Annotated in this window: 16 protein-coding genes; 12 read left to right on the top strand and 4 right to left on the bottom strand. The window is 71.8% G+C overall.

Annotated features, from left to right (window positions below; translation table 11 throughout):
- Window positions 1–12: 12 nt before the first annotated feature.
- From ACZ53K_RS14220 to ACZ53K_RS14185, 8 genes are all read left to right on the top strand, one after another.
- Entirely contained in the window at window positions 13–387 is a 375-nt protein-coding gene (locus ACZ53K_RS14220) for an FKBP-type peptidyl-prolyl cis-trans isomerase (RefSeq protein WP_468835436.1), read from the top strand.
- A 201-nt stretch (window positions 388–588) separates the two neighbouring features.
- A complete protein-coding gene (locus ACZ53K_RS14215; protein WP_468835434.1) occupies window positions 589–1578 on the top strand; it encodes a helix-turn-helix transcriptional regulator in 990 nt (329 codons plus the stop codon).
- A 20-nt stretch (window positions 1579–1598) separates the two neighbouring features.
- On the top strand, window positions 1599–2549 hold the full coding sequence (locus tag ACZ53K_RS14210) for a helix-turn-helix transcriptional regulator (protein ID WP_468835431.1): 951 nt from the start codon (window positions 1599–1601) through the stop codon (window positions 2547–2549).
- Between the two features lie 24 nt (window positions 2550–2573).
- On the top strand, window positions 2574–2834 hold the full coding sequence (locus ACZ53K_RS14205) for a hypothetical protein (RefSeq protein ID WP_468835428.1): 261 nt from the start codon (window positions 2574–2576) through the stop codon (window positions 2832–2834).
- Window positions 2835–2921: 87 nt separating this feature from the next.
- Window positions 2922–3125 (top strand): hypothetical protein, encoded by a 204-nt coding sequence (locus tag ACZ53K_RS14200; protein ID WP_468835426.1) that lies wholly within the window; start codon window positions 2922–2924, stop codon window positions 3123–3125.
- A gap of 207 nt (window positions 3126–3332) precedes the next feature.
- Window positions 3333–3620, top strand: coding sequence for a Sec-independent protein translocase subunit TatA (tatA, locus tag ACZ53K_RS14195; RefSeq protein ID WP_468835422.1), 288 nt, complete (start codon window positions 3333–3335; stop codon window positions 3618–3620).
- Between the two features lie 68 nt (window positions 3621–3688).
- On the top strand, window positions 3689–4636 hold the full coding sequence (tatC, locus tag ACZ53K_RS14190) for a twin-arginine translocase subunit TatC (protein ID WP_468835419.1): 948 nt from the start codon (window positions 3689–3691) through the stop codon (window positions 4634–4636).
- Between the two features lie 385 nt (window positions 4637–5021).
- Complete coding sequence (locus tag ACZ53K_RS14185; RefSeq protein WP_468835416.1) at window positions 5022–7835, top strand: DEAD/DEAH box helicase; 2814 nt, start codon at window positions 5022–5024, stop codon at window positions 7833–7835.
- Between the two features lie 54 nt (window positions 7836–7889).
- On the opposite strand, the gene ACZ53K_RS14180 is transcribed toward ACZ53K_RS14185, so the two are convergent.
- Window positions 7890–8780, bottom strand: a complete 891-nt coding sequence (locus ACZ53K_RS14180; RefSeq protein ID WP_468835413.1) for a methyltransferase domain-containing protein — start codon at window positions 8778–8780, stop codon at window positions 7890–7892.
- Here ACZ53K_RS14180 and pdxR point away from each other — a divergent pair.
- Window positions 8779–10287: a MocR-like pyridoxine biosynthesis transcription factor PdxR gene (gene pdxR, locus ACZ53K_RS14175; protein ID WP_468835410.1), complete on the top strand. Its 1509-nt coding sequence runs from the start codon at window positions 8779–8781 to the stop codon at window positions 10285–10287. The two genes, ACZ53K_RS14180 and pdxR, sit on opposite strands and share 2 nt — an antisense overlap.
- A gap of 555 nt (window positions 10288–10842) precedes the next feature.
- Here the strand turns inward: pdxR and ACZ53K_RS14170 are convergent.
- On the bottom strand, window positions 10843–11700 hold the full coding sequence (locus tag ACZ53K_RS14170; RefSeq protein ID WP_468835406.1) for a siderophore-interacting protein: 858 nt from the start codon (window positions 11698–11700) through the stop codon (window positions 10843–10845).
- A gap of 48 nt (window positions 11701–11748) precedes the next feature.
- Window positions 11749–12663: a 5'-3' exonuclease gene (locus tag ACZ53K_RS14165; protein WP_468835913.1), complete on the bottom strand. Its 915-nt coding sequence runs from the start codon at window positions 12661–12663 to the stop codon at window positions 11749–11751.
- Between the two features lie 254 nt (window positions 12664–12917).
- On the opposite strand from ACZ53K_RS14165, the gene ACZ53K_RS14160 reads away from it, so the two are divergent.
- The 3 genes from ACZ53K_RS14160 (at window position 12918) to ACZ53K_RS14150 (ending at window position 17556) form a co-directional block, all read left to right on the top strand.
- Window positions 12918–14117, top strand: a complete 1200-nt coding sequence (locus ACZ53K_RS14160; RefSeq protein WP_468835403.1) for a quaternary amine ABC transporter ATP-binding protein — start codon at window positions 12918–12920, stop codon at window positions 14115–14117.
- Window positions 14110–16707 carry an ABC transporter permease/substrate binding protein gene (locus ACZ53K_RS14155; RefSeq protein WP_468835400.1) on the top strand — a complete coding sequence of 866 codons (2598 nt, stop codon included), beginning with the start codon at window positions 14110–14112 and terminating at the stop codon, window positions 16705–16707. Before ACZ53K_RS14160 ends, ACZ53K_RS14155 begins: the two co-directional genes overlap by 8 nt.
- A 102-nt stretch (window positions 16708–16809) precedes the next feature.
- Entirely contained in the window at window positions 16810–17556 is a 747-nt protein-coding gene (locus ACZ53K_RS14150; RefSeq protein ID WP_468835397.1) for a helical backbone metal receptor, read from the top strand.
- On the opposite strand, the gene ACZ53K_RS14145 is transcribed toward ACZ53K_RS14150, so the two are convergent.
- Window positions 17528–18718, bottom strand: coding sequence for a TDT family transporter (locus tag ACZ53K_RS14145; RefSeq protein WP_468835394.1), 1191 nt, complete (start codon window positions 18716–18718; stop codon window positions 17528–17530). The two genes, ACZ53K_RS14150 and ACZ53K_RS14145, sit on opposite strands and share 29 nt — an antisense overlap.
- Window positions 18719–18782 lie beyond the last annotated feature (64 nt).

Here is an 18782-nt window from a genome sequence, read left to right as displayed (position 1 = left end):
AGGAGCATTTTCGTGAACATCGACAAGCCCGAGATCGACTTCCCCGAGGGCGACGCCCCCAGCGATCTGCAGATCGTGGACCTGTGGGAGGGTGACGGGCCGGTCGCCAAGGCCGGGGACTTCGTCAAGGTCCACTATGTCGGAGTCTCCTTCAGCTCCGGCGAGGAGTTCGACGCCAGCTGGAACCGCGGCAACCCGCTGGAGTTCCAGCTCGGTGCCGGCCAGGTCATCTCCGGCTGGGACCAGGGCGTGCAGGGCATGAAGGTCGGCGGCCGCCGCCGGCTGACCATCCCCCCGCACCTGGCCTACGGCGACCGCGGCGCCGGCGGCGGCCGTATCGCCCCGGGCGAGACGCTGATCTTCGTCTGCGACCTGGTGGCCGTCTGAGAACGGCAGCAGCCGGCCGCGGCACAGCGGCGGCCGGCGCGCACCGAGGGCCCGTGCCACCCGGCACGGGCCCTCGGCCGTCTCCGGCCGCTCCGCCGCCCGGCCCCGGCCCCGGCCCCGCATCGTCCGGACCCTCGGCTTTGCCGCAGGTCCCCGGAGCGGTACGGTCATCGGTCGGGAGTCCGACAAGAAAGGGCGTCGATGGCCATTGCCAAGGCCGAGCGGCTGATGAATCTGGCGCTGTGCCTTCTGGGTACCCGTCGCCCGCTGACCAAACGTGAACTGCGGTCCTCCATCGAGGCGTACGTCGAGACGTTCGGCACCGGGGACACCGGTACGGGCAGCGACGACTCCTTCAACCGGATGTTCGAGCGCGACAAGGACGACCTGCGCGAACTGGGCCTGGTCATCGAGACCGTCGAAGGACTCGACGGGGACACCGGCTACCTCGCGCGCCGGGACAGCAACCGCCTCCCCCCGATCACCCTGGACGCGGCCGAGGCCGCCGCCCTGGGACTCGCCGCCAAGATCTGGCAGCAGGCCCGGCTGGCCGGCGCCGCCAGCGGCGCGCTGCAGAAACTCCGCGCGGCCGGTGTGCCCTTCCAGGACGACGGCAGCTTCGAGGCGCAGCAGCCGCACAGCGCCCTGGAACCCCGCATCCCCGCCCACGAGGCCGCCTTCGAGCCGCTGATGCTCGCCTGCCGCGACCGCCGGCCCGTCGTCTTCGACTACCGCAAGTCCAACGCCGCCCGCCCCGAGCAGCGGCAGGTGGAACCGTGGATACTGGAGTGCTGGCGCGGCCACTGGTATCTGGCCGGCTGGGACCGCGAACGGCAGGCCGAACGGGTCTTCCGGCTCTCCCGCATCACCGGCAAGGTCCGCTCCCGGCAGGGGAAGTTCACCGCCGAGGTGCCCGACCACGTCACCGTCCGCGAGACGGTGGAGAGCTGGGCGGGCGAGACCGCGACCGGCACCGCCCGCATCCGACTGCGCACCGACCACGGCTACCCGCTGCGCGCCCGCGCGCTGAGCATCCGTGAGCTGGGCGGCGGCTGGGACGAGCTGGAGATCCCGTACGGGCACGGGCTCGACGCCTGGCTGGTCGAGTTCGGTCCCGACGTGGTGGTACTGGAACCCGCCGAGCTGCGGGCCGACGTCGTGGACCGGCTGCGCGCCGTGGCCAAGGACTGAGAGGGACGGGACCACACTCCATGGCTACGAACGCCATCGACCAGACCCGGCGGATGCTGTCGCTGGTCACCTATCTCCGCGAGCGCCCCGGCGCCCGCGTCTCCGACGTCGCCCGCGCCTTCGGCATCTCCGAGGACGAGCTGATCGCCGACCTCGACGTCCTGCCGATGTGCGGTACGAGCTTCCGTGGCGGCGACCTGCTCGACATCGACACCGACGGCGACCGCATCTGGTGGCACAACCCCGACGACGTCGCCGAGCCGCTGCGGCTCGCCGCCGACGAGGCGACCGCCCTGCTGGTGGCCGCCCGCGCCGTGGCCACCCTCCCCGGACTGCGCGAGGGCGACCGCCAGGCACTGCTGCGCGCCACCGCCAAGCTGGAGGCCGCGGCGGGCGAGGCGGCCGGCGCCAGCTCCCGGGTGTCGGTCACCTTCGAGTCCGAAGGCGGCGTCTTCGCCGACGTCGACCGGGCCATCGCCGAACGGCGCCGGTTGTGGCTGCGCTACTACTCGCCCGCGCGCGACGAGCTGACCGAGCGCGAGGTGGACCCGATCCGGCTGTTCGCGGTGGGCCACACCTACGTCGAGGCGTGGTGCCGGCTCTCGGAGGCCCGCCGTACCTTCCGGCTCGACCGGGTCGCCGAGATCAAACTGCTGGACGCCCCCTCCGACCCGCCGCCCGTCGAGCTGCGCGACCTGTCCGAGGGCCTGGTGCAGCCCGCCGCCGAGGACCCCGAGGTCGTCATCGAGGTGGGCCCCGGCGGCCGCTGGGTGGCCGAGTACTACCCGCACGACAGCGCCGAGGAACTGCCGGACGGCGGCCTGCGCATCACCCTGCGCACCCCCGACCCCGCCTCACTGCGGCGGCTCGCGCTGCGCCTGGGCCGGGACGGCCGGATCGTCTCGCCGCAGGCACTCGCCGACAGCGCCCGGCAGGCGTCCCGGCAGGCCCTGGCGGCGTACGGCGAGTAACGCGCGAGAGGGCGGGCGGCAACGATGACGACGACCATGGCGGGTGCGATGACCACGACCCTGACCGGCCCGGTGCTCTTCAAGGCCGCCTGCCCCGACTGCCGCGGCCGCTTCGAGCTGGCGTCGGAGGCGCTGCGCCTGGCCATCGGCGCCAGCAGCCGCACCACCTTCTACTCCTTCACCTGCCCGGACTGCGGCAGCGCGGTCCGCAAGCCGGCGGGGGAGCGGATCATCGAACTGCTCACCGGCGGCGGGGTCCGGACGCTGCGGCTGCACCGCGGCTGACCCGCCCGGCCACCGAGTCCACTCGTCGGATATGACCCACTATTCGTGGCATCCGTCACATTCGAACCCCCCGATAGGCTTCGCCCCATGCTCTGGCCCATGATCGCCATCGTTCTCGGCTTCCTCGGCATCGCCGTCCTCGGCATCCTCGCCGTCCGCGTCTTCGTGGAGGTACGGCGCCTGGCCCGGCAGGTCGGGCAGACCTCGGACCGTATCCAGCGGGCCGCGCAGGACCTGGAGCGGGCCGCGACACCGCTCGCCGCGCGGGCCCACGAATCCGCCCGGGACTGATACCGCACCCTGCTGCTACAGGTGTGCGGGCGGTACGCTGCAGTGCACGGTTCAGACCGCGAGGCGAAGGCGGAAACCCACGGTACGCACGCCCATTGTCGGCCGTTTACCGCCGAACGTTACGATCGCTGTCAGCACTAGCACGCCAGTCCGACCCCCACGGCAGGCACCGAAGTAGACGCCGACCCGGCGAGAAGGTAGTCGCACATGCTCAGCAACCTCAGGGCCCCCGAGATCATTCTGATCCTCGTCGTCATTGTGCTGCTGTTCGGCGCGAAGAAGCTCCCGGACATGGCACGTTCGCTCGGCAAGTCGGCCCGCATCCTCAAGAGCGAGGCCAAGGCCATGAAGAAGGAAGGCGGCGAAGGCGAGGCCACCGGCAAGGACGCCTCCTCCGCCGACTCCCAGGCCGCGCCGCGGACGATCCAGGCAGCCCCCGGCGACGTGAACAGCTCGCGTCCCGTCGCCGAGCCGAACCGCACCACCCAGAGCTGACCGGAGCCGACCCAGCTTCGCCGGCCCGGCCGGCCGGTGGCGGCTGATGCACGAGACGAGGACGTGGGTTGCTCAAGTCTGCCCGCAAACAGGAGAAGGATCCCGAGGGGCGGATGCCGCTCGCGGAACACCTGCGTGAGCTGCGTAACCGGCTGCTGAAGTCGGTCCTTGCGATCGGTGTGGTCACCGCCGTGGCCATGCTCTACTACAAGGACATCGCCCACTTCATCACGGGTCCGGTCATCGACAGCGTCGGCTGCCCGCGCGGCACGTCCGCCGCGCCGGACCATCCCTGCGCGCAGATCACGGCGCAGGGCATGCTGGCGCCCTTCACGATCCTGCTCAAGGTGTCGCTCACCACGGGCGTGGTCATCGCCAGCCCGGTCTGGCTCTACCAGCTGTGGGCGTTCCTCGCACCCGGCCTGCACAACACCGAGAAGAAGTACGCGCTCAGCTTCGTGGCGGCGGGCGTCCCGCTGTTCCTCGGCGGCGCCTACCTCGCCTACGCGGTCCTGCCCACCACGGCCGCGGCGCTGGTCGGCCTGACCCCCAGCGAGTGGTCCAACCTCTTCCCGGCGGACGAGTTCCTGGACATCGTCACGCGGATGGTCGTCGTCTTCGGCCTCGCCTTCGAACTGCCGCTGCTGCTGATCCTGCTGAACTTCGGCGGAGTGATCACCGGGCGCCGGGTGCTGAGCTGGTGGCGCTTCATGGTGCTGGGCATCACGATCTTCGCCGCGCTCGCCACGCCCACCGGAGACCCGCTGACCATGGGCCTGCTCGCGGCCCCGATCGTGATCCTGTACTTCGGCGCCGTGGGCGTGTGCCTGTTCAACGACCGCCGTCGCCGCCGCGCCAACCCCGACCGTGAGCTGGACGACGACGAGGCGTCCCAGCTCGACCTGACGCCGGAGCGCATCGACGGACTCGACCCGGCCACCGGCCACCGGATGCTCCCGGAACAGTCCACCGGCGATCCGGCACCGCGCCGCAACGGGTACGACGACGCGACGTAGCGGGCGGTACGACGATGCGACGTAGCGGGGGCTGACGTCGTGGAACGGCGGCGCGGCGCTTGGAGCGCCGCGCCGCCGGTGTGTGGGCGGCGCCGGTGCGCGTGTGTGGGCGGCGCTGGTGTGGTGCGAAGGGGGTCGCTGATGTGGTGCGAAGGGGCTGCCGGTGTGATGTGAGGGCGTGGCGGCCGCTCTACGGGGCAAATCGAACGTGATCGTCCCCCCCTTGGCGGGGGGGGATACCCGGGGGTGGCGGGCGGGAACCGCGCCGGACGCCGGTATCGCCCCGCTCGCAGGTGGGGGAGTGGTGTGGGCCGGGGAGGGCCGGTAAAGGGCGTCCATAATGATCGGCTCGTTGTCAGAGGTGGCCGGTAGGCTCGTAAGCACGATGACCGAGGACATGTCCCCTGCTGAGCGCTACGCCGCCGCCAAGTTGCGGGCGGCGGAGCAGGCCACCGCACTCGCCCCTTTCCGTGAGATGTACGACTTCGCGCTGGACCCGTTCCAGATCGAGGCGTGCCAGGCCCTGGAGGCCGGGAAGGGCGTGCTGGTCGCGGCCCCGACCGGATCCGGCAAGACGATCGTGGGCGAGTTCGCCGTCCACCTGGCCCTGGAGCAGGGCCGTAAATGCTTCTACACCACGCCGATCAAGGCACTGTCGAACCAGAAGTACCAGGACCTGGTGCGGCGTTACGGCGCCGACAAGGTCGGCCTGCTGACCGGTGACAACAGCGTCAACTCCGAGGCGCCGGTGGTCGTCATGACCACCGAGGTGCTGCGGAACATGCTGTACGCGGGCTCGCAGTCACTGTCCGGCCTCGGCTATGTGGTGATGGACGAGGTGCACTACCTCTCCGACCGCTTCCGCGGCGCCGTCTGGGAAGAGGTGATCATTCACCTCCCCGAGTCCGTGACGCTGGTGTCGCTGTCCGCGACGGTGTCGAACGCTGAGGAGTTCGGTGCCTGGCTGGACACCGTGCGCGGCGACACGGAAGTGATCGTCTCCGAGCACCGTCCGGTGCCGCTGTGGCAGCACGTGCTCGCCGGGCGCCGGATGTACGACCTCTTCGAGGAGCGCGAGGGTCGTTCCGGTGCCGGGCGCCGGGAGGTCAACCCGGACCTGGAGCGGCTGGCGCGGATGGAGAACAGCCGCCCGACGTTCGGCCGGGACAAGCGCCGCGGCCGCAACCTGCGGGAGGCGGACCGCGAGCGCGAGCGGCGTCAGCGCAGCCGTATCTGGACCCCGGGCCGTGCCGAGGTGATCGACCGGCTGGACAACGAGGGCCTGCTGCCGGCGATCACGTTCATCTTCAGCCGGGCCGGGTGCGAGTCCGCCGTCCAGCAGTGCCTGTATTCGGGGCTGCGGCTCAACGACCAGGAGGGGCGGGCGAAGGTCCGCGCCATCGTGGAGGAGCGTACGGCCGGCATCCCGGACGAGGACCTCCATGTGCTGGGTTACTACGAGTGGCTGGAGGGGCTGGAGCGGGGTATCGCCGCGCACCACGCCGGCATGCTGCCGACCTTCAAGGAGGTCGTGGAGGAGCTGTTCCTGAAGGGGCTGGTCAAGGCGGTCTTCGCGACGGAGACGCTGGCGCTGGGCATCAACATGCCCGCCCGTTCCGTGGTGCTGGAGAAGCTGGTCAAGTGGAACGGTGAGCAGCACGCCGACATCACCCCCGGCGAGTACACCCAGCTCACCGGCCGTGCCGGGCGGCGCGGTATCGACGTCGAGGGCCATGCGGTGGTGCTGTGGCAGCGCGGCATGGACCCGGGCGCGCTCGCGGGCCTGGCCGGTACGCGTACGTATCCGCTGCGCTCGTCCTTCAAGCCGTCGTACAACATGGCGGTCAACCTGGTCTCGCAGTTCGGGCGGCACCGTTCGCGCGAGCTGCTGGAGATGTCGTTCGCGCAGTTCCAGGCGGACAAGTCGGTCGTCGGCATTTCGCGGCAGGTGCAGAAGAACGAGGAGGGCCTGGACGGCTACAAGGAGTCCATGACCTGCCACCTCGGCGACTTCGAGGAGTACTCCCGGCTGCGCAGGCAGCTCAAGGACCGGGAGACGGAGCTGGCCAAGCAGGGGGCGACGCAGCGCAGGGTCGCGGCCGCCGCGGCGCTGGAGAAGCTCAAGCCGGGCGACGTCATCCACGTACCGACGGGCAAGTACGCGGGGCTGGCGCTGGTGCTGGACCCGGGCATGCCGTCGGGGCGGACCAACGGCCACCGCGGCTACGACGCGCACGACGGGCCCCGGCCCCTGGTGCTGACCGCCGAGCGGCAGGTCAAGCGGCTGGCGTCGATGGACTTCCCGGTGCCGGTGGCGCCGCTGGACCGGATGCGCATCCCGAAGTCCTTCAATGCGCGCAGCCCGCAGTCGCGCCGCGACCTGGCGTCCGCGCTGCGCACGAAGGCCGGTCACATCGCGCCGGAGCGGCACCGCAAGCAGCGGTCGGAGGCGGCCGACGACCGGGAGATCGCACGGCTGCGTACGGAGCTGCGGGCGCACCCCTGCCACGGCTGTGACGAGCGTGAGGATCATGCCCGGTGGGCCGAGCGGTATCACCGGCTGCTGCGGGACACCCGGCAGTTGGAGCGCCGTATCGAGGGCCGTACGAATACGATCGCGCGCACCTTCGACCGGATCTGCGCTCTGCTGACCGAACTTGACTACCTGGAAGGTGACACGGTCACGGACGAGGGCCGGCGGCTGGCGCGGCTGTACGGCGAGCTGGACCTTCTCGCGAGTGAGTCCCTGCGCGCGGGCGTCTGGAACGGGCTGGGCCCCGCCGAACTGGCCGCCTGCGCCTCGGCGCTGGTCTACGAGTCCCGGCAGGCGGACGACGCGGTGGCACCGAAGCTGCCGTCGGGCAAGGCACGGGACGCACTCGCCGAGATGGTGCGGATCTGGGGCCGGCTGGACGCCCTGGAGGAGGACCACAAGATCAACCAGGCGGAGGGCGTCGGCCAGCGCGAGCCGGACCTCGGCTTCGCCTGGGCCGCGTACCGCTGGGCCTCCGGGTTCGGCCTGGACGAGGTGCTGCGCGAGGCGGAGATGCCGGCCGGTGACTTCGTGCGCTGGTGCAAGCAGCTGATCGACATCCTCGGCCAGATCGCGGCGGCCGCTCCGCCGGAGGTGGGACGCAACGCGCGCAAGGCCGTGGACGCGGTGCTCCGGGGCGTGGTGGCGTACTCCTCCGTGGGGTGAGGGGGACCGGGCCGGGGCTGTTCCCGGCCCGCCCCCGGCCTTCGGGGCTCCGTCTCACCCGCCCGGGTTGACGGCGGTGGCCTTGAAGAACGTGTAGTGAAACGTTCCGCCGTCCTCCGCCGTCCGGCGCAGATCGCGGATGCCGCGCTCCCAGCCGCCCCCGGTGGTCAGCCCGGCGGCCAGCGCGTCGTCCCGTACGGCGGCGATCATCGCGATGAACGTGCCGCGGGTGAAGCTGTCGACCAGGCCGGGCCGGGTCGCGTCGGCGTAAACCGTGCGCGGCCGGACCACGACCTGCTCGTACCCGGCGGCGGCCAGCAAGGGCTGCACCTGCCGTCCGAGGAGCGCGTTGCCGCCGGCTGCGGCCTGCAGCCGGACCTGGTGGCCGATGACGGCGTGGGCGTGGGCACTGTCCGGGTGGAAGAACGCCGACCCGTGGTCCCCCTCGATGACGGTGATGCTGCCGCCCGGCCGCAGCACCCGCCGCAGATCCGCCAGCGCCTGCGCGGGGTCGCGCAGATGCTCCAGGACGAAGCAGACGAAGAGGTGGTCGAAGGAGGCGTCGGCGTACGGCAGGTCGGTCAGGTCGGCCTGCTGCCAGCACACCGTCGCCGCGTGCGGCCGGCCGGCGAGGCGGGCGCGGGCCTGGTCGAGCGAGTCCGCGGAGATGTCGACCGAGGTGATCTGCGCCCCCGGGCTGGACGCCGCCAGGTGGACGGTCTGGGCGCCGACCCCGCAGCCGGCCTCCAGGACGCGGCTGCCCGCCTCGTACGCCGTGCCCGCGTGCAGGAGCGCTGCCAGGGTGTCCGCCTGGCCGGTCAGCCGCCGGGCCTCATGGTCCGAATATCCGTGTACGTAAGCCGGTTCGCCGGGTGCGGGGGCTGGGTGCGCGCGGCGGTCCTCGCGCGTGCCGCCGGGCGTCTTCGCTGTTGCTGCCGTTCTCATGCCGCCACTCTGGGCCGACAATGGTCCGGTGCCCAGGTCCAAAGACGCACCACCTGACCGGTCCATAACCGGGTCCGACTTCCTCCAGCTCAACGCCGCCGACGCGCCCGCGGGCGGCCTGTCCGACTGGCTGGCGCAGCGGCTCCGGCTCGCCGTCTCGGAGGGCCGTCTCGCGGTGGGCGACCGGCTGCCCGCCACCCGTACGCTCGCCGGGGAACTGCGGGTCTCCCGGGGCGTGGTCACCGAGGCGTACCAGCGGCTGATCGAGGACGGGCACGCGGCCGGCCGCGGACGGGGCGGTACGGTCGTGGTCGCCGCTCCCGTCACCGCGGCGGTACCGGTGCCCGCGCGCCCGGCCGAAGGGCCGCCGCCGGGCGCGGTGTTCACCGCCGAGCCCGGCGCGGACGTCTTCGACGCGGTACGGGCGGCCCCGGCCCGTATCGACCTCAGCCCCGGCACGCCCGACCTGGCCTCCTTCCCGCGCGCCGCCTGGCTGCGCGCGGAACGCCGGGTGCTCGGCACGCTCGCCGCCCCCGGTTTCGGTTACGGGGACCCGCGCGGCGCGCCGGAGTTGCGGCACGCCGTCGCGAAGTGGCTGGCCCGCAACCGTGGCCTCTCGGTCGCCCCGGACGAGGTGCTGATCGTCTCCGGCACCGCGCAGACGCTCGGCCTCCTGGCCCAGGTGCTGCGCGGCCGGGGCGTCCGCGAGCTGGCGGTGGAGGACCCCGGGTCGCTCGGGGCCCGCCAGCATCTCCGGCACTGGGGGATGCGCACGCCACCGGTACCGGTCGACGCGGACGGCATCCGCGTCCGGGAGCTGCGGGCCTCCGGCGCACCCGCCGTTTTGGTGACACCGGCACACCAGTTCCCGACCGGGGTGGTGCTCGGCGGCGCCCGGCGCCGTGAGCTGATGCGCTGGGCGGCCGACGGCGGCGGCCTGATCATCGAGGACGATTACGACGCCGAGCACCGCTACGACCGGCCGCCGGTGCCCGCCCTGCGCGCGATGCTGCCCGAGCACGTCTGCTACGCCGGAAGCATCTCGAAGCTGCTGGCGCCGGCGCTGCGGACCGGCTGGGCCGTCGCCCCGCCGGAGCTGCACGGTGCGCTGGTGGACGCCAAGCGGTTCACCGATCTCGGCAATGCCGCGCTGCCGCAGCTGGTGCTGGCCGACCTGATGGAGACCGGCGAGTTGGAACGCCGGCTGCGGCAGCTGCGCAAGCGGCACCGGGCGCGTCGCGACGCGATGATCCGGGCGATCGGCACCCATCTGCCGGGAGCGGCCGTGCAGGGCGCGGCGGCGGGCCTGCACCTGACGATCACCTTCGACGCGGACTTCGCCGACACGGACCTGGCAGCGGCCGCGCTCGCCCGGGGCGTCAAGGCGCAGCCACTGTCCTGGCACCGGCAGGGCCCCGGGCGGCCGGGGCTGGTGCTGGGCTACGCCGCGAGCACGGCGACCGAGATCGCGGAGGGATTGGCGGTCATCGGAAGCGCGCTGGGGTGAGCGCGGCGCCGCCGTACGGTCGGGGTGGGCGGGTCGGCCCGCCGCGTGCTTTCCGGGCGCAGGGGGTGGCTCCGCCGCGTACGTTCCGGGTGGTGCGTGCCCGTTCGTGACCGGTGCGCCGCACTCGCACGGCGTGTCGCGCGCGGCGCGTACGCCCGTCCGACACGCCGTACGTTTCTCCGATTCCGCAGCGACGACGCGGCGAAGAGCCGCCGGGTCCGCGGCCGCCCGGCAGGCAGGCACCCGGACCGTAATCCCGTACTGCTCTTGGAATACCAGGCGGTACGGGCCGGAGGGCAACGTTCCGGAAGGTGACACGCCGCCTCGCCATCACCCGTACGGTCCCGGCCACGACCGGCGGAACCGACCGCTCAGCATGGGCCGTTCAGCGCGGTCCGCGCAGCGATCTCCCGGCCGGGGCGCCCGCAGTTTGCCTACCCGCGACACCCGGTCACCGAACCCCCGGCAGTGGCACGCGCGGTGACGGTGGTACAGGCGGCGGGCGGCGTGGCGCACGCTTCGGAAGGCGGTGGCCACTCGGAAGGCGGTGGCGCCTCAGGAAGCAGCGGGAGCGGTCTTCTCCTGCTCTGCCTCGACCTGCTGGTTCCACAGCTGCTTGGACGCCTGCCAGCCGTCCTCGTCGTGCCCGTTGCGCCAGTAGCCGGAGATCGACAGGTCCTCGCGCGGCACGTTCCGTTCGACGCGCAGCAACTTGCGCAACTCCTTCACGAAGCCGGCCTCGCCGTGCACGAAGGCGTGCACCCGGCCCGCGGGGAAGTCCAGCGCGCGGACGGCCTCGACCAGCCGCTCGCCGACCGGCGTGTTGCCGCGGTGCAGCCAGGTGATCGCGGCGCCGGCCGGAGCTTCCAGCTTCTGCTCCTCCTCCGGTCCCGCGACCTCGATGAAGGCGTGTACGGGCACCTCCTCCGGCGCCCGGGCCAGCGAGGCGGCGATGGCCGGCAGGGCGCTCTCGTCACCGGCGAGCAGGTGCCAGTCGGCGTCCGCGTCGGGGGCGTAGGCGCCGCCGGGGCCGAGGAGCAGCGCCTCGTCACCCGGACGGGCGTGCGCGGCCCACGGACCCGCGAGGCCCGAGTCGCCGTGCACCACGAAGTCGACGGCCAGCTCCCGGGTGTCCGGGTCCCAGGTGCGCACGGTGTACGTACGGGTCTTGGGCCACTGGTGGCGCGGGAAGGCGGCGCGGATCTCCGCGATGTCCAGCGGCTGCGGGTAGTCCACGCCGGGGACCGGGAAGACCAGCTTGACGTAATGGTCGGTGTACTCGCCCGCCGAAAATTCCGCCAGGCCGTCACCGCCCAGCACCACGCGCACCATGTGCGGCGTGAGCTGTTCGGTGCGCAGCACCTGGGCGTGAATGAGCTTGGGCTTCTTGCGGGCCGGACGCTCTGCTGCCACGACGATCTCCCCTGCCACGGTCTTGTTAGGTTTACCTAACCTAACAGTTCAGGGGTGGAGCGTCGCGAGGAGCCTCTGCAGAGAGCCGCCCAGTCCCCACTGCTCGGCGAGCGATTCCAGCCGTTCCGGATCGGCCGGCTCACCGGGCAGCGCGGCATCGAAATCCGGCACCGGCACGTCGGCGGCCACCCGTACGACCTTCGGCGCCACCTCGACGTACGGGCGCGCCGCGGACAGCCGCTTGCGCTGCGAGGGGGTGAGCCTGGACGCCGGGTCGTCGGCCGCGGCCATGATTCCCGCCAGGTCCCCGTACTGGGCCAGCAGTTTGGCGGCGGTCTTCTCGCCGATGCCCGGCACGCCCGGCAGGCCGTCGCTGGGGTCGCCGCGCAGCAGCGCCAGATCGGCGTACCCCGGGCCGTCCACGCCGTACTTCTCGCGCAGCAGGGCCTCGTCGGTCATCTGGAGGGTGCCGACGCCCTTGATCGGATACAGGATGCGGATGCCGCGTGCGTCGTCGGCCAGCTGGAACAGGTCGCGGTCGCCGGTGACGATGTCGACCGGCCCGGCGGCGCGGGCGGTCAGGGTGCCGATGACGTCGTCCGCCTCGTAACCCGCGGCGCCCACCCGGGCGATGCCGAGCGCGTCGAGCACCTCCTCGATCACCGGGACCTGCGGCGAGAGGGTGTCCGGGATCTCCTCGGCGTCCGGTTCGGGGGAGCCGGCCGGCGCCTCCTCGGCGACGCGGTGCGCTTTGTACGAGGGGATCAGGTCGACCCGCCATTGGGGACGCCAGTCGAAGTCCATGCAGGCCACCAGGTCGTCGGGCTGGTGGTCCTGGACGAGCCGGGCGATGAAGTCCAGCAGCCCGCGCACCGCGTTGACCGGGGTGCCGTCCGGTGCCCGGACCGACTCCGGCACGCCGAAATAGGCCCGGAAGTAGAGGGAGGCGGTGTCGAGGAGCATCAGGCGTCGAGTCACACCCCGATGATGCCGCACCCCTGTGACAGGCGCGGAGGGTGCGCGGCGGCGAGCCGGGTGGGTGGTGTGAACCGGGTCACTTTTGTGTTTGTCATTTTTGAAAGGGGGCAGGCGCGCGGCCGGAGCGGAGCCGGTGGATATTCAACATTTCCACGGGTTAACGGCGGGCCCGACCCGTACCGCGCCACGACCTGCCGACGGGGGAGGCGGGTCGTACACAGTCAAATCGAGAGGTGTATGTGGCCAGGCTGCAAGCCGAGCACGTGTACAAAGTGTTCGGGAGACGACCCGAGGACGCGGTACGACGGCTCGAAGACGGTGCAAGCCGCGAAGAGCTACGGGCCGACGGTACGACCGCCGCGGTGATCGACGCGTCGTTCTCCGTGGACGAGGGCCAGATATTCGTCGTCATGGGTCTGTCCGGATCCGGTAAGTCCACGCTGCTGCGGACCCTCAACGGGCTGCTGGAGCCGACCTCCGGAAGCGTCCGGTTCGACGGTCAGGACCTGACCTCGCTCAGCGACAAGGAGCTGCGCAAGGTCCGCTCCGAGAAGATCTCCATGGTTTTCCAGCACTTCGCGCTCTTCCCGCACCGCAGCGTTCTGGAGAACGCCGCGTACGGGCTGGAGGTCCAGGGCGTACCGCGTGCGGAGCGCGAGAAGCGCGCCACCGAGGCACTGCACCTCGCGGGCCTCAAGGGCTGGGAGAAGTCCTGGCCCGACGAACTGTCCGGCGGTATGCAGCAGCGCGTCGGGCTGGCCCGCGCGCTGGCCACCGACGCCGACCTCCTGCTGATGGACGAGTCCTTCAGCGCGCTGGACCCGCTGATCCGCCGCGATATGCAGGACCAGCTCCTGGAGCTCCAGAAGACGCTGAAGAAGACCATCGTCTTCATCACCCACGACCTGAACGAGGCCATGCGCCTCGGCGACCGGATCGCCGTCATGCGCGACGGCCGCATCGTGCAGACCGGCAGCGCCGAGGACATCCTCCTCACCCCCGCCAACGACTACGTCGCGTCCTTCATCCAGGACGTGGACCGCTCCCGGGTGCTCACCGCCGGAGCCATCATGGTCGAGCCCGGCGAGGTGCTGGGCGGTACGGCGGAAGGCGGCGCGGAGCTGCGTACGGCCGAGGACCTCCTGGCCGCCACGCCCGCCAAGGTGCACCGGGACACGCCGGTCGCCGAGCTGTTCGGCCCCTGCTCGGCCGGGACCGTGCCGGTCGCCGTCGTCGGCGAGAACGGCGAGCTGGTCGGCGCGGTGCCGGTGCGGCGGCTGCTGTCCGTGCTCGGCGAGGGCGGGCAGCAGGACACGAACGCCGGGACGGCTCAGAAGGCTGACACGGCCGACGAGGCCGAGAAGGCCGGCAAGGCGGGGGCCGCTCAGGCCTCGGGCAAGGGCCGGGCGTCCGAGGGCAAGGTGACCGCCGGTGCCTAGGATCGACGTCGGCTCCTGGGCCAACACCTGTGTCGAATGGCTGCGCCACCACCTCACGTGGCTCTTCGACTTCGTCTCGCACGTCCTGACGGACATGTACAACGGCATCGAGGCGGTCCTGACCGCCCCGCAGCCGTTCCTGCTGATGGGCATCTTCGCGGTGCTCGCCTGGTGGCTGCGCGGCCTGCCCGCCGCGGTGCTCACCTTCGCCGGCTTCGCGCTGATCGACTCGATCGAGCAGTGGCAGGCCACCATGCAGTCCCTGTCGCTGGTGCTGGTCGCCTGCATCATCACCATCGTCGTGGCGGTGCCGCTCGGCATCTGGGCGGCCCGCAACCGTGTGGTCGGCGGCGCGCTGCGCCCGGTCCTGGACCTGATGCAGACGATGCCCGCGATGGTCTACCTGATCCCCGGCATCCTCTTCTTCGGCATCGGCGTGATGCCCGGCATGGTGGCGACCATCATCTTCTCGATGCCGCCCGCCGTCCGGATGACCGAGCTGGGCATCCGCCAGGTCGACGGGGAACTGGTCGAGGCGGCCGAGGCGTTCGGTACGCACCCGCGCCGCACCCTCTTCCGGGTGCAGCTGCCGCTGGCGCTGCCCACGATCATGGCCGGTATCAACCAGGTCATCATGCTGGCGCTGTCCATGGTCGTCATCGCCGGCATGGTCGGCGCGGAGGGCCTGGGGTCGTCGGTCTACAACGCGGTCAGCTCCGTGAACGTGGCCCTCGGCTTCGAGGCCGGTCTCGCCGTCGTCATCCTCGCCATGTACCTGGACCGGATGACCGGCGCCCTCAACGAGCGGGTCTCGCCGCTGGGCCGCCGCGCGCTGGCCAAGGCGCAGGCCGCGCTGGGCGGCGCGAAGTTCCTGTACTGGAAGCCCGCCACTTCCGTCGCGATGGTCGGTGTGGTCGTCCTGGCGCTGGTCGCGGGCGGTCTGAACGTCTTCGGCAAGGAAGGCGCGAAGTCCGACGGCGGCGGCCGTCCGATCACCCTCGGGTACGTCAACTGGGACGAGGGCAAGGCCACCACGTACCTGTGGAAGGAAATCCTCGAACAGCGCGGCTTCAAGCCGAAGGCGCAGGCCCTGGAGGCCGGCGCGCTGTTCACCGGGCAGGCTCGCGGCGACATCGACGTGCAGACCAACGCCTGGCTGCCCACCACGCACGCCGAGTACTACAAGAAATACAAGGACAAGCTGGAGGATCTGGGCGCCTGGTACGACAAAACCTCGCTGGAGATCGCGGTCCCGTCGTACATGAAGGACGTCAAGACCCTCGACGACCTCAAGGGCAAGGCGGGCGAGTTCGGCGGCAGGATCACCGGCATCGAGCCGGGCGCCGGCGAGATGAAGATCCTCAAGGACAAGGTCCTCAAGGACTACGGCCTGGAGGGTGAGTACAAGGTCGCCGAGTCCAGCACCGCGTCCATGCTCACCGAACTGGACCGCGCGTACGCGGCGAAGAAGCCGATCGCCGTGACGCTGTGGTCGCCGCACTGGGCGTACGACAAGTACGACCTGACCAAGCTGGAGGACCCCAAGGGCTCCTTCGGCTCCGGTGACGGCCTGCACCTGCTCGGCCGCAAGGGCTTCGCCAAGGACGAGCCCGAGGTCGCCAAGTGGATGAAGAACTTCCACCTGGACGAGAAGCAGCTCACCAGCCTGGAGAACGAGGTCAAGGGCGCCGGCGAGGGCCACGAGCAGGACGGCGTGCGCAGCTGGCTGAAGAAGAACCCGGGCCTGGTGGACAAGTTCGCCCCGTCGGCGAACGTCACCTACGCCAAGGGCAAGGACGCCGGTGCCGCGCCGAACATCGGCTACCCGGCGTGGGACGAGGGCATCGCCACCACGTACCTGTGGAAGAACGTCCTGGAGAAGCGCGGCTACAAGCCCAACATCCGCAACCTGGACGTGGGCCCGATGTGGACCGGCCTGTCCAGCGGGCAGATCGACGTCGAGTTCGACGGCTGGCTGCCGGTCGCGCAGAAGCAGTACTGGGACCAGTACAAGAACGATCTCGTCGATATCGGCGCGTGGTACGACAAGACGTCCCTGGAGATCGCGGTGCCGTCCTACGTCAAGGGCGTCAAGACGCTGGACGACCTGCGCGAGCACCAGGACGAGTTCAAGGGCAAGATCATCGGCATCGAGCCGGGCACCGGTGAGATGAAGCGCCTGAAGGACACCGTCGCGCCCGCGTACGGCCTGGGGGACTTCCAGGTCACCGAGGCCGGCACCAGCTCCATGCTGGCCGAACTGGACCGCGCCTACGCCGAGAAGGAGCCGATCGCGGTCGTGCTCTGGTCGCCGCACTGGGCGTACAGCAAGTACGACCTGACCAAGCTGGCGGACCCCAAGCACACCTGGGGCGACAACAACCAGATCAAGTCGCTGGGCCACAAGAGCTTCCCGGAGAAGTTCCCGGAGTTCAACGGCTGGCTGAAGAACTGGAAGATGTCGCCCGACGAGCTGGGCAGCCTGGAGCAGGCCATCCAGGACGCCGGCAAGGGCCACGAGAACGACGGTGTCGAGAAGTGGATCGACGCCCACCCGGGCATCGTCGACAAGATGGCGCCGGTGAAGTGAGGCGCTGACCGCACCACACGGGCCCCGCCCCCGGCCGTGCGCCGGGGGCGGGGCTTTCGGCTGTCCGGCCCGCCCGTCCGCCGTGCCGCGTACGGTGGGGCGATGACGACCGGTCAGCAGCGCCGCGCCCCGCGCGTGGTCTCCCTCGTGCCCTCGCTCACCGAGGCCGTGGCCGCCACCGCGCCCGACCTGCTCGTCGGCGCCACCGACTGGTGCAGCCACCCCGCCGGACTGGACGTGCCGCGCGTCGGCGGCACCAAGAACCCGGACACCGCCCGGATCGCCGCCCTCGCGCCCGACCTCGTGCTGGCCAACGAGGAGGAGAACCGCGCGCCGGACCTCGGGGCGCTGCGGGCCGCCGGGCTGGACGTCCTGGTCACCGAGATCCGGGACCTGGACCAGGCGCTGCGCGAACTGGAACGGGTGCTGGTACGCGGCTGCCGGCTGCCCAGGCCCGGCTGGCTGGACGACGCGGCGGACGCCTGGCGGGACCTGCGGGCCGGGGCGGCGGACGCGCGCGGCGCGATCGTGCCGATCTGGCGGCGGCCCTGGATGGTGCTGGGCCGGGACACCTTCGCGGGCGATCTGCTCGCCCGGCTGGGCGTCACCAACCTGTACGCGGACCACACCGACCGGTACCCGCGCATCCCGGTCGAGGAGCTGAACGCGCGTGGCGCCGACCTGGTGGTGCTCCCGGACGAGCCGTACCGCTTCACGGCGGACGACGGCCCCGAGGCGTTCCCGGGGCTGCCGTCCGCGCTGGTCAGCGGGCGTCATCTGACCTGGTACGGCCCGTCGTTGGCCGAGGCGCCCGCGGTGCTCAGGGCCGCGCTGGAAGCGGCTCACTGAGCGGTGCCGGCGCCGCCGTCGGCAGCGGCTTTTCCGGCGGCGGCGCGAGGAGCTGCCCGCGCGCCAGCCCCAGCGCGGTACGGACCCCGGCCACCAGCCAGGCCGCCACCAGGACGGCGAACAGCCCCACCGCGAGCCAGGTGAAGGCCGCCAGCCCCGAGTGCCGCGCCAGGCCCGCCGCGCCCGTCACACACGTACCGACCGGGAAGGTGAACGCCCACCAGGTCATCGAGAACGTCATCCCGGCCCGGAAGGCGCGTACGACCAGCGCCGTCGCCAGCGCCAGCCACAGCAGCGCGAAACCCGTCACCGGCACGCCGTACAGCAGCGCGAAGCCGCTCATCGCCTGTGCGTACCCGGCGCCGACCGCGCCCGGCGCGGCGTCGGCGAGGTTGTTGACCGCGGTCGTGGACTGGCCGAGCGGGCCGAGGACGAGGAACAGCGTCGGGGTCAGCGCGAGCGGCAGCGGGCCGTGGTGGATCAACCGGGCCAGCACCAGCGGCAGCACCAGCAGCGTGGCCAGCAGCGACATTCCGAACATCGCGTAACAGGCCAGCAGCATCGCCTCCTGCCACTGCCCGGCGGGCAGGTGCGGCACCAGGCCCGGGCCGAGCGCGGCCGAGACCATCGGGGCGACCAGCGGCAGGATCCACACCGGGGAGGCGCTGCCGGCCTCGACCCGGTGCCGGGCCACCATCAGGTACGGCACCGCCGCGGCCGCCGCCAGCCCGGTCGCCGTACCGGCGCACCACAGGACCGCGTCGACGGCGACGGCAGCGCGCTCACCCAGCACGTCCGGGCCGACGGCGAGCGTCCCGCCGCCGACCGCCAGCAGCGCCATCGCCAGACAGCCGTAGAACGGCGCCATCGCCGGGTCGAGCAGGTGGCGCCGCGCCTGGTCGGCATGGCGGAGCCAGTGGCCGGTACGGGCGGCGAGCAGGGCCAGGAGCAGGGCTGCGGACAGCGCCCAGACCGCGACGTACGCGCCGCGCAGGCCGGGGGAGTGCGACGGCAGGGCCGCTCCGGCGTTGGCGACGATGGCGGTGCCCATGACGGCGGCGTACCAGTTGGGGCCGAGGTGACGCAGGGCCGGCGGCGCTTCGGGGGAGCGGGCGGACATGCGGGGACCGGTGCGCGCGGAGGACTGCGTCAGGGTTGCCATGCCTCCAGGGTCGCGGCGCGCACCGCCGCCCACCAGGGACCCCGCGCCTATGGGGACATAAGGT

Source organism: Streptomyces sp. NPDC033221 (genome assembly GCF_055577005.1).
Note: the sequence above shows the minus strand (reverse complement) of the source record. Positions and strands in the feature narration are given on the sequence as shown.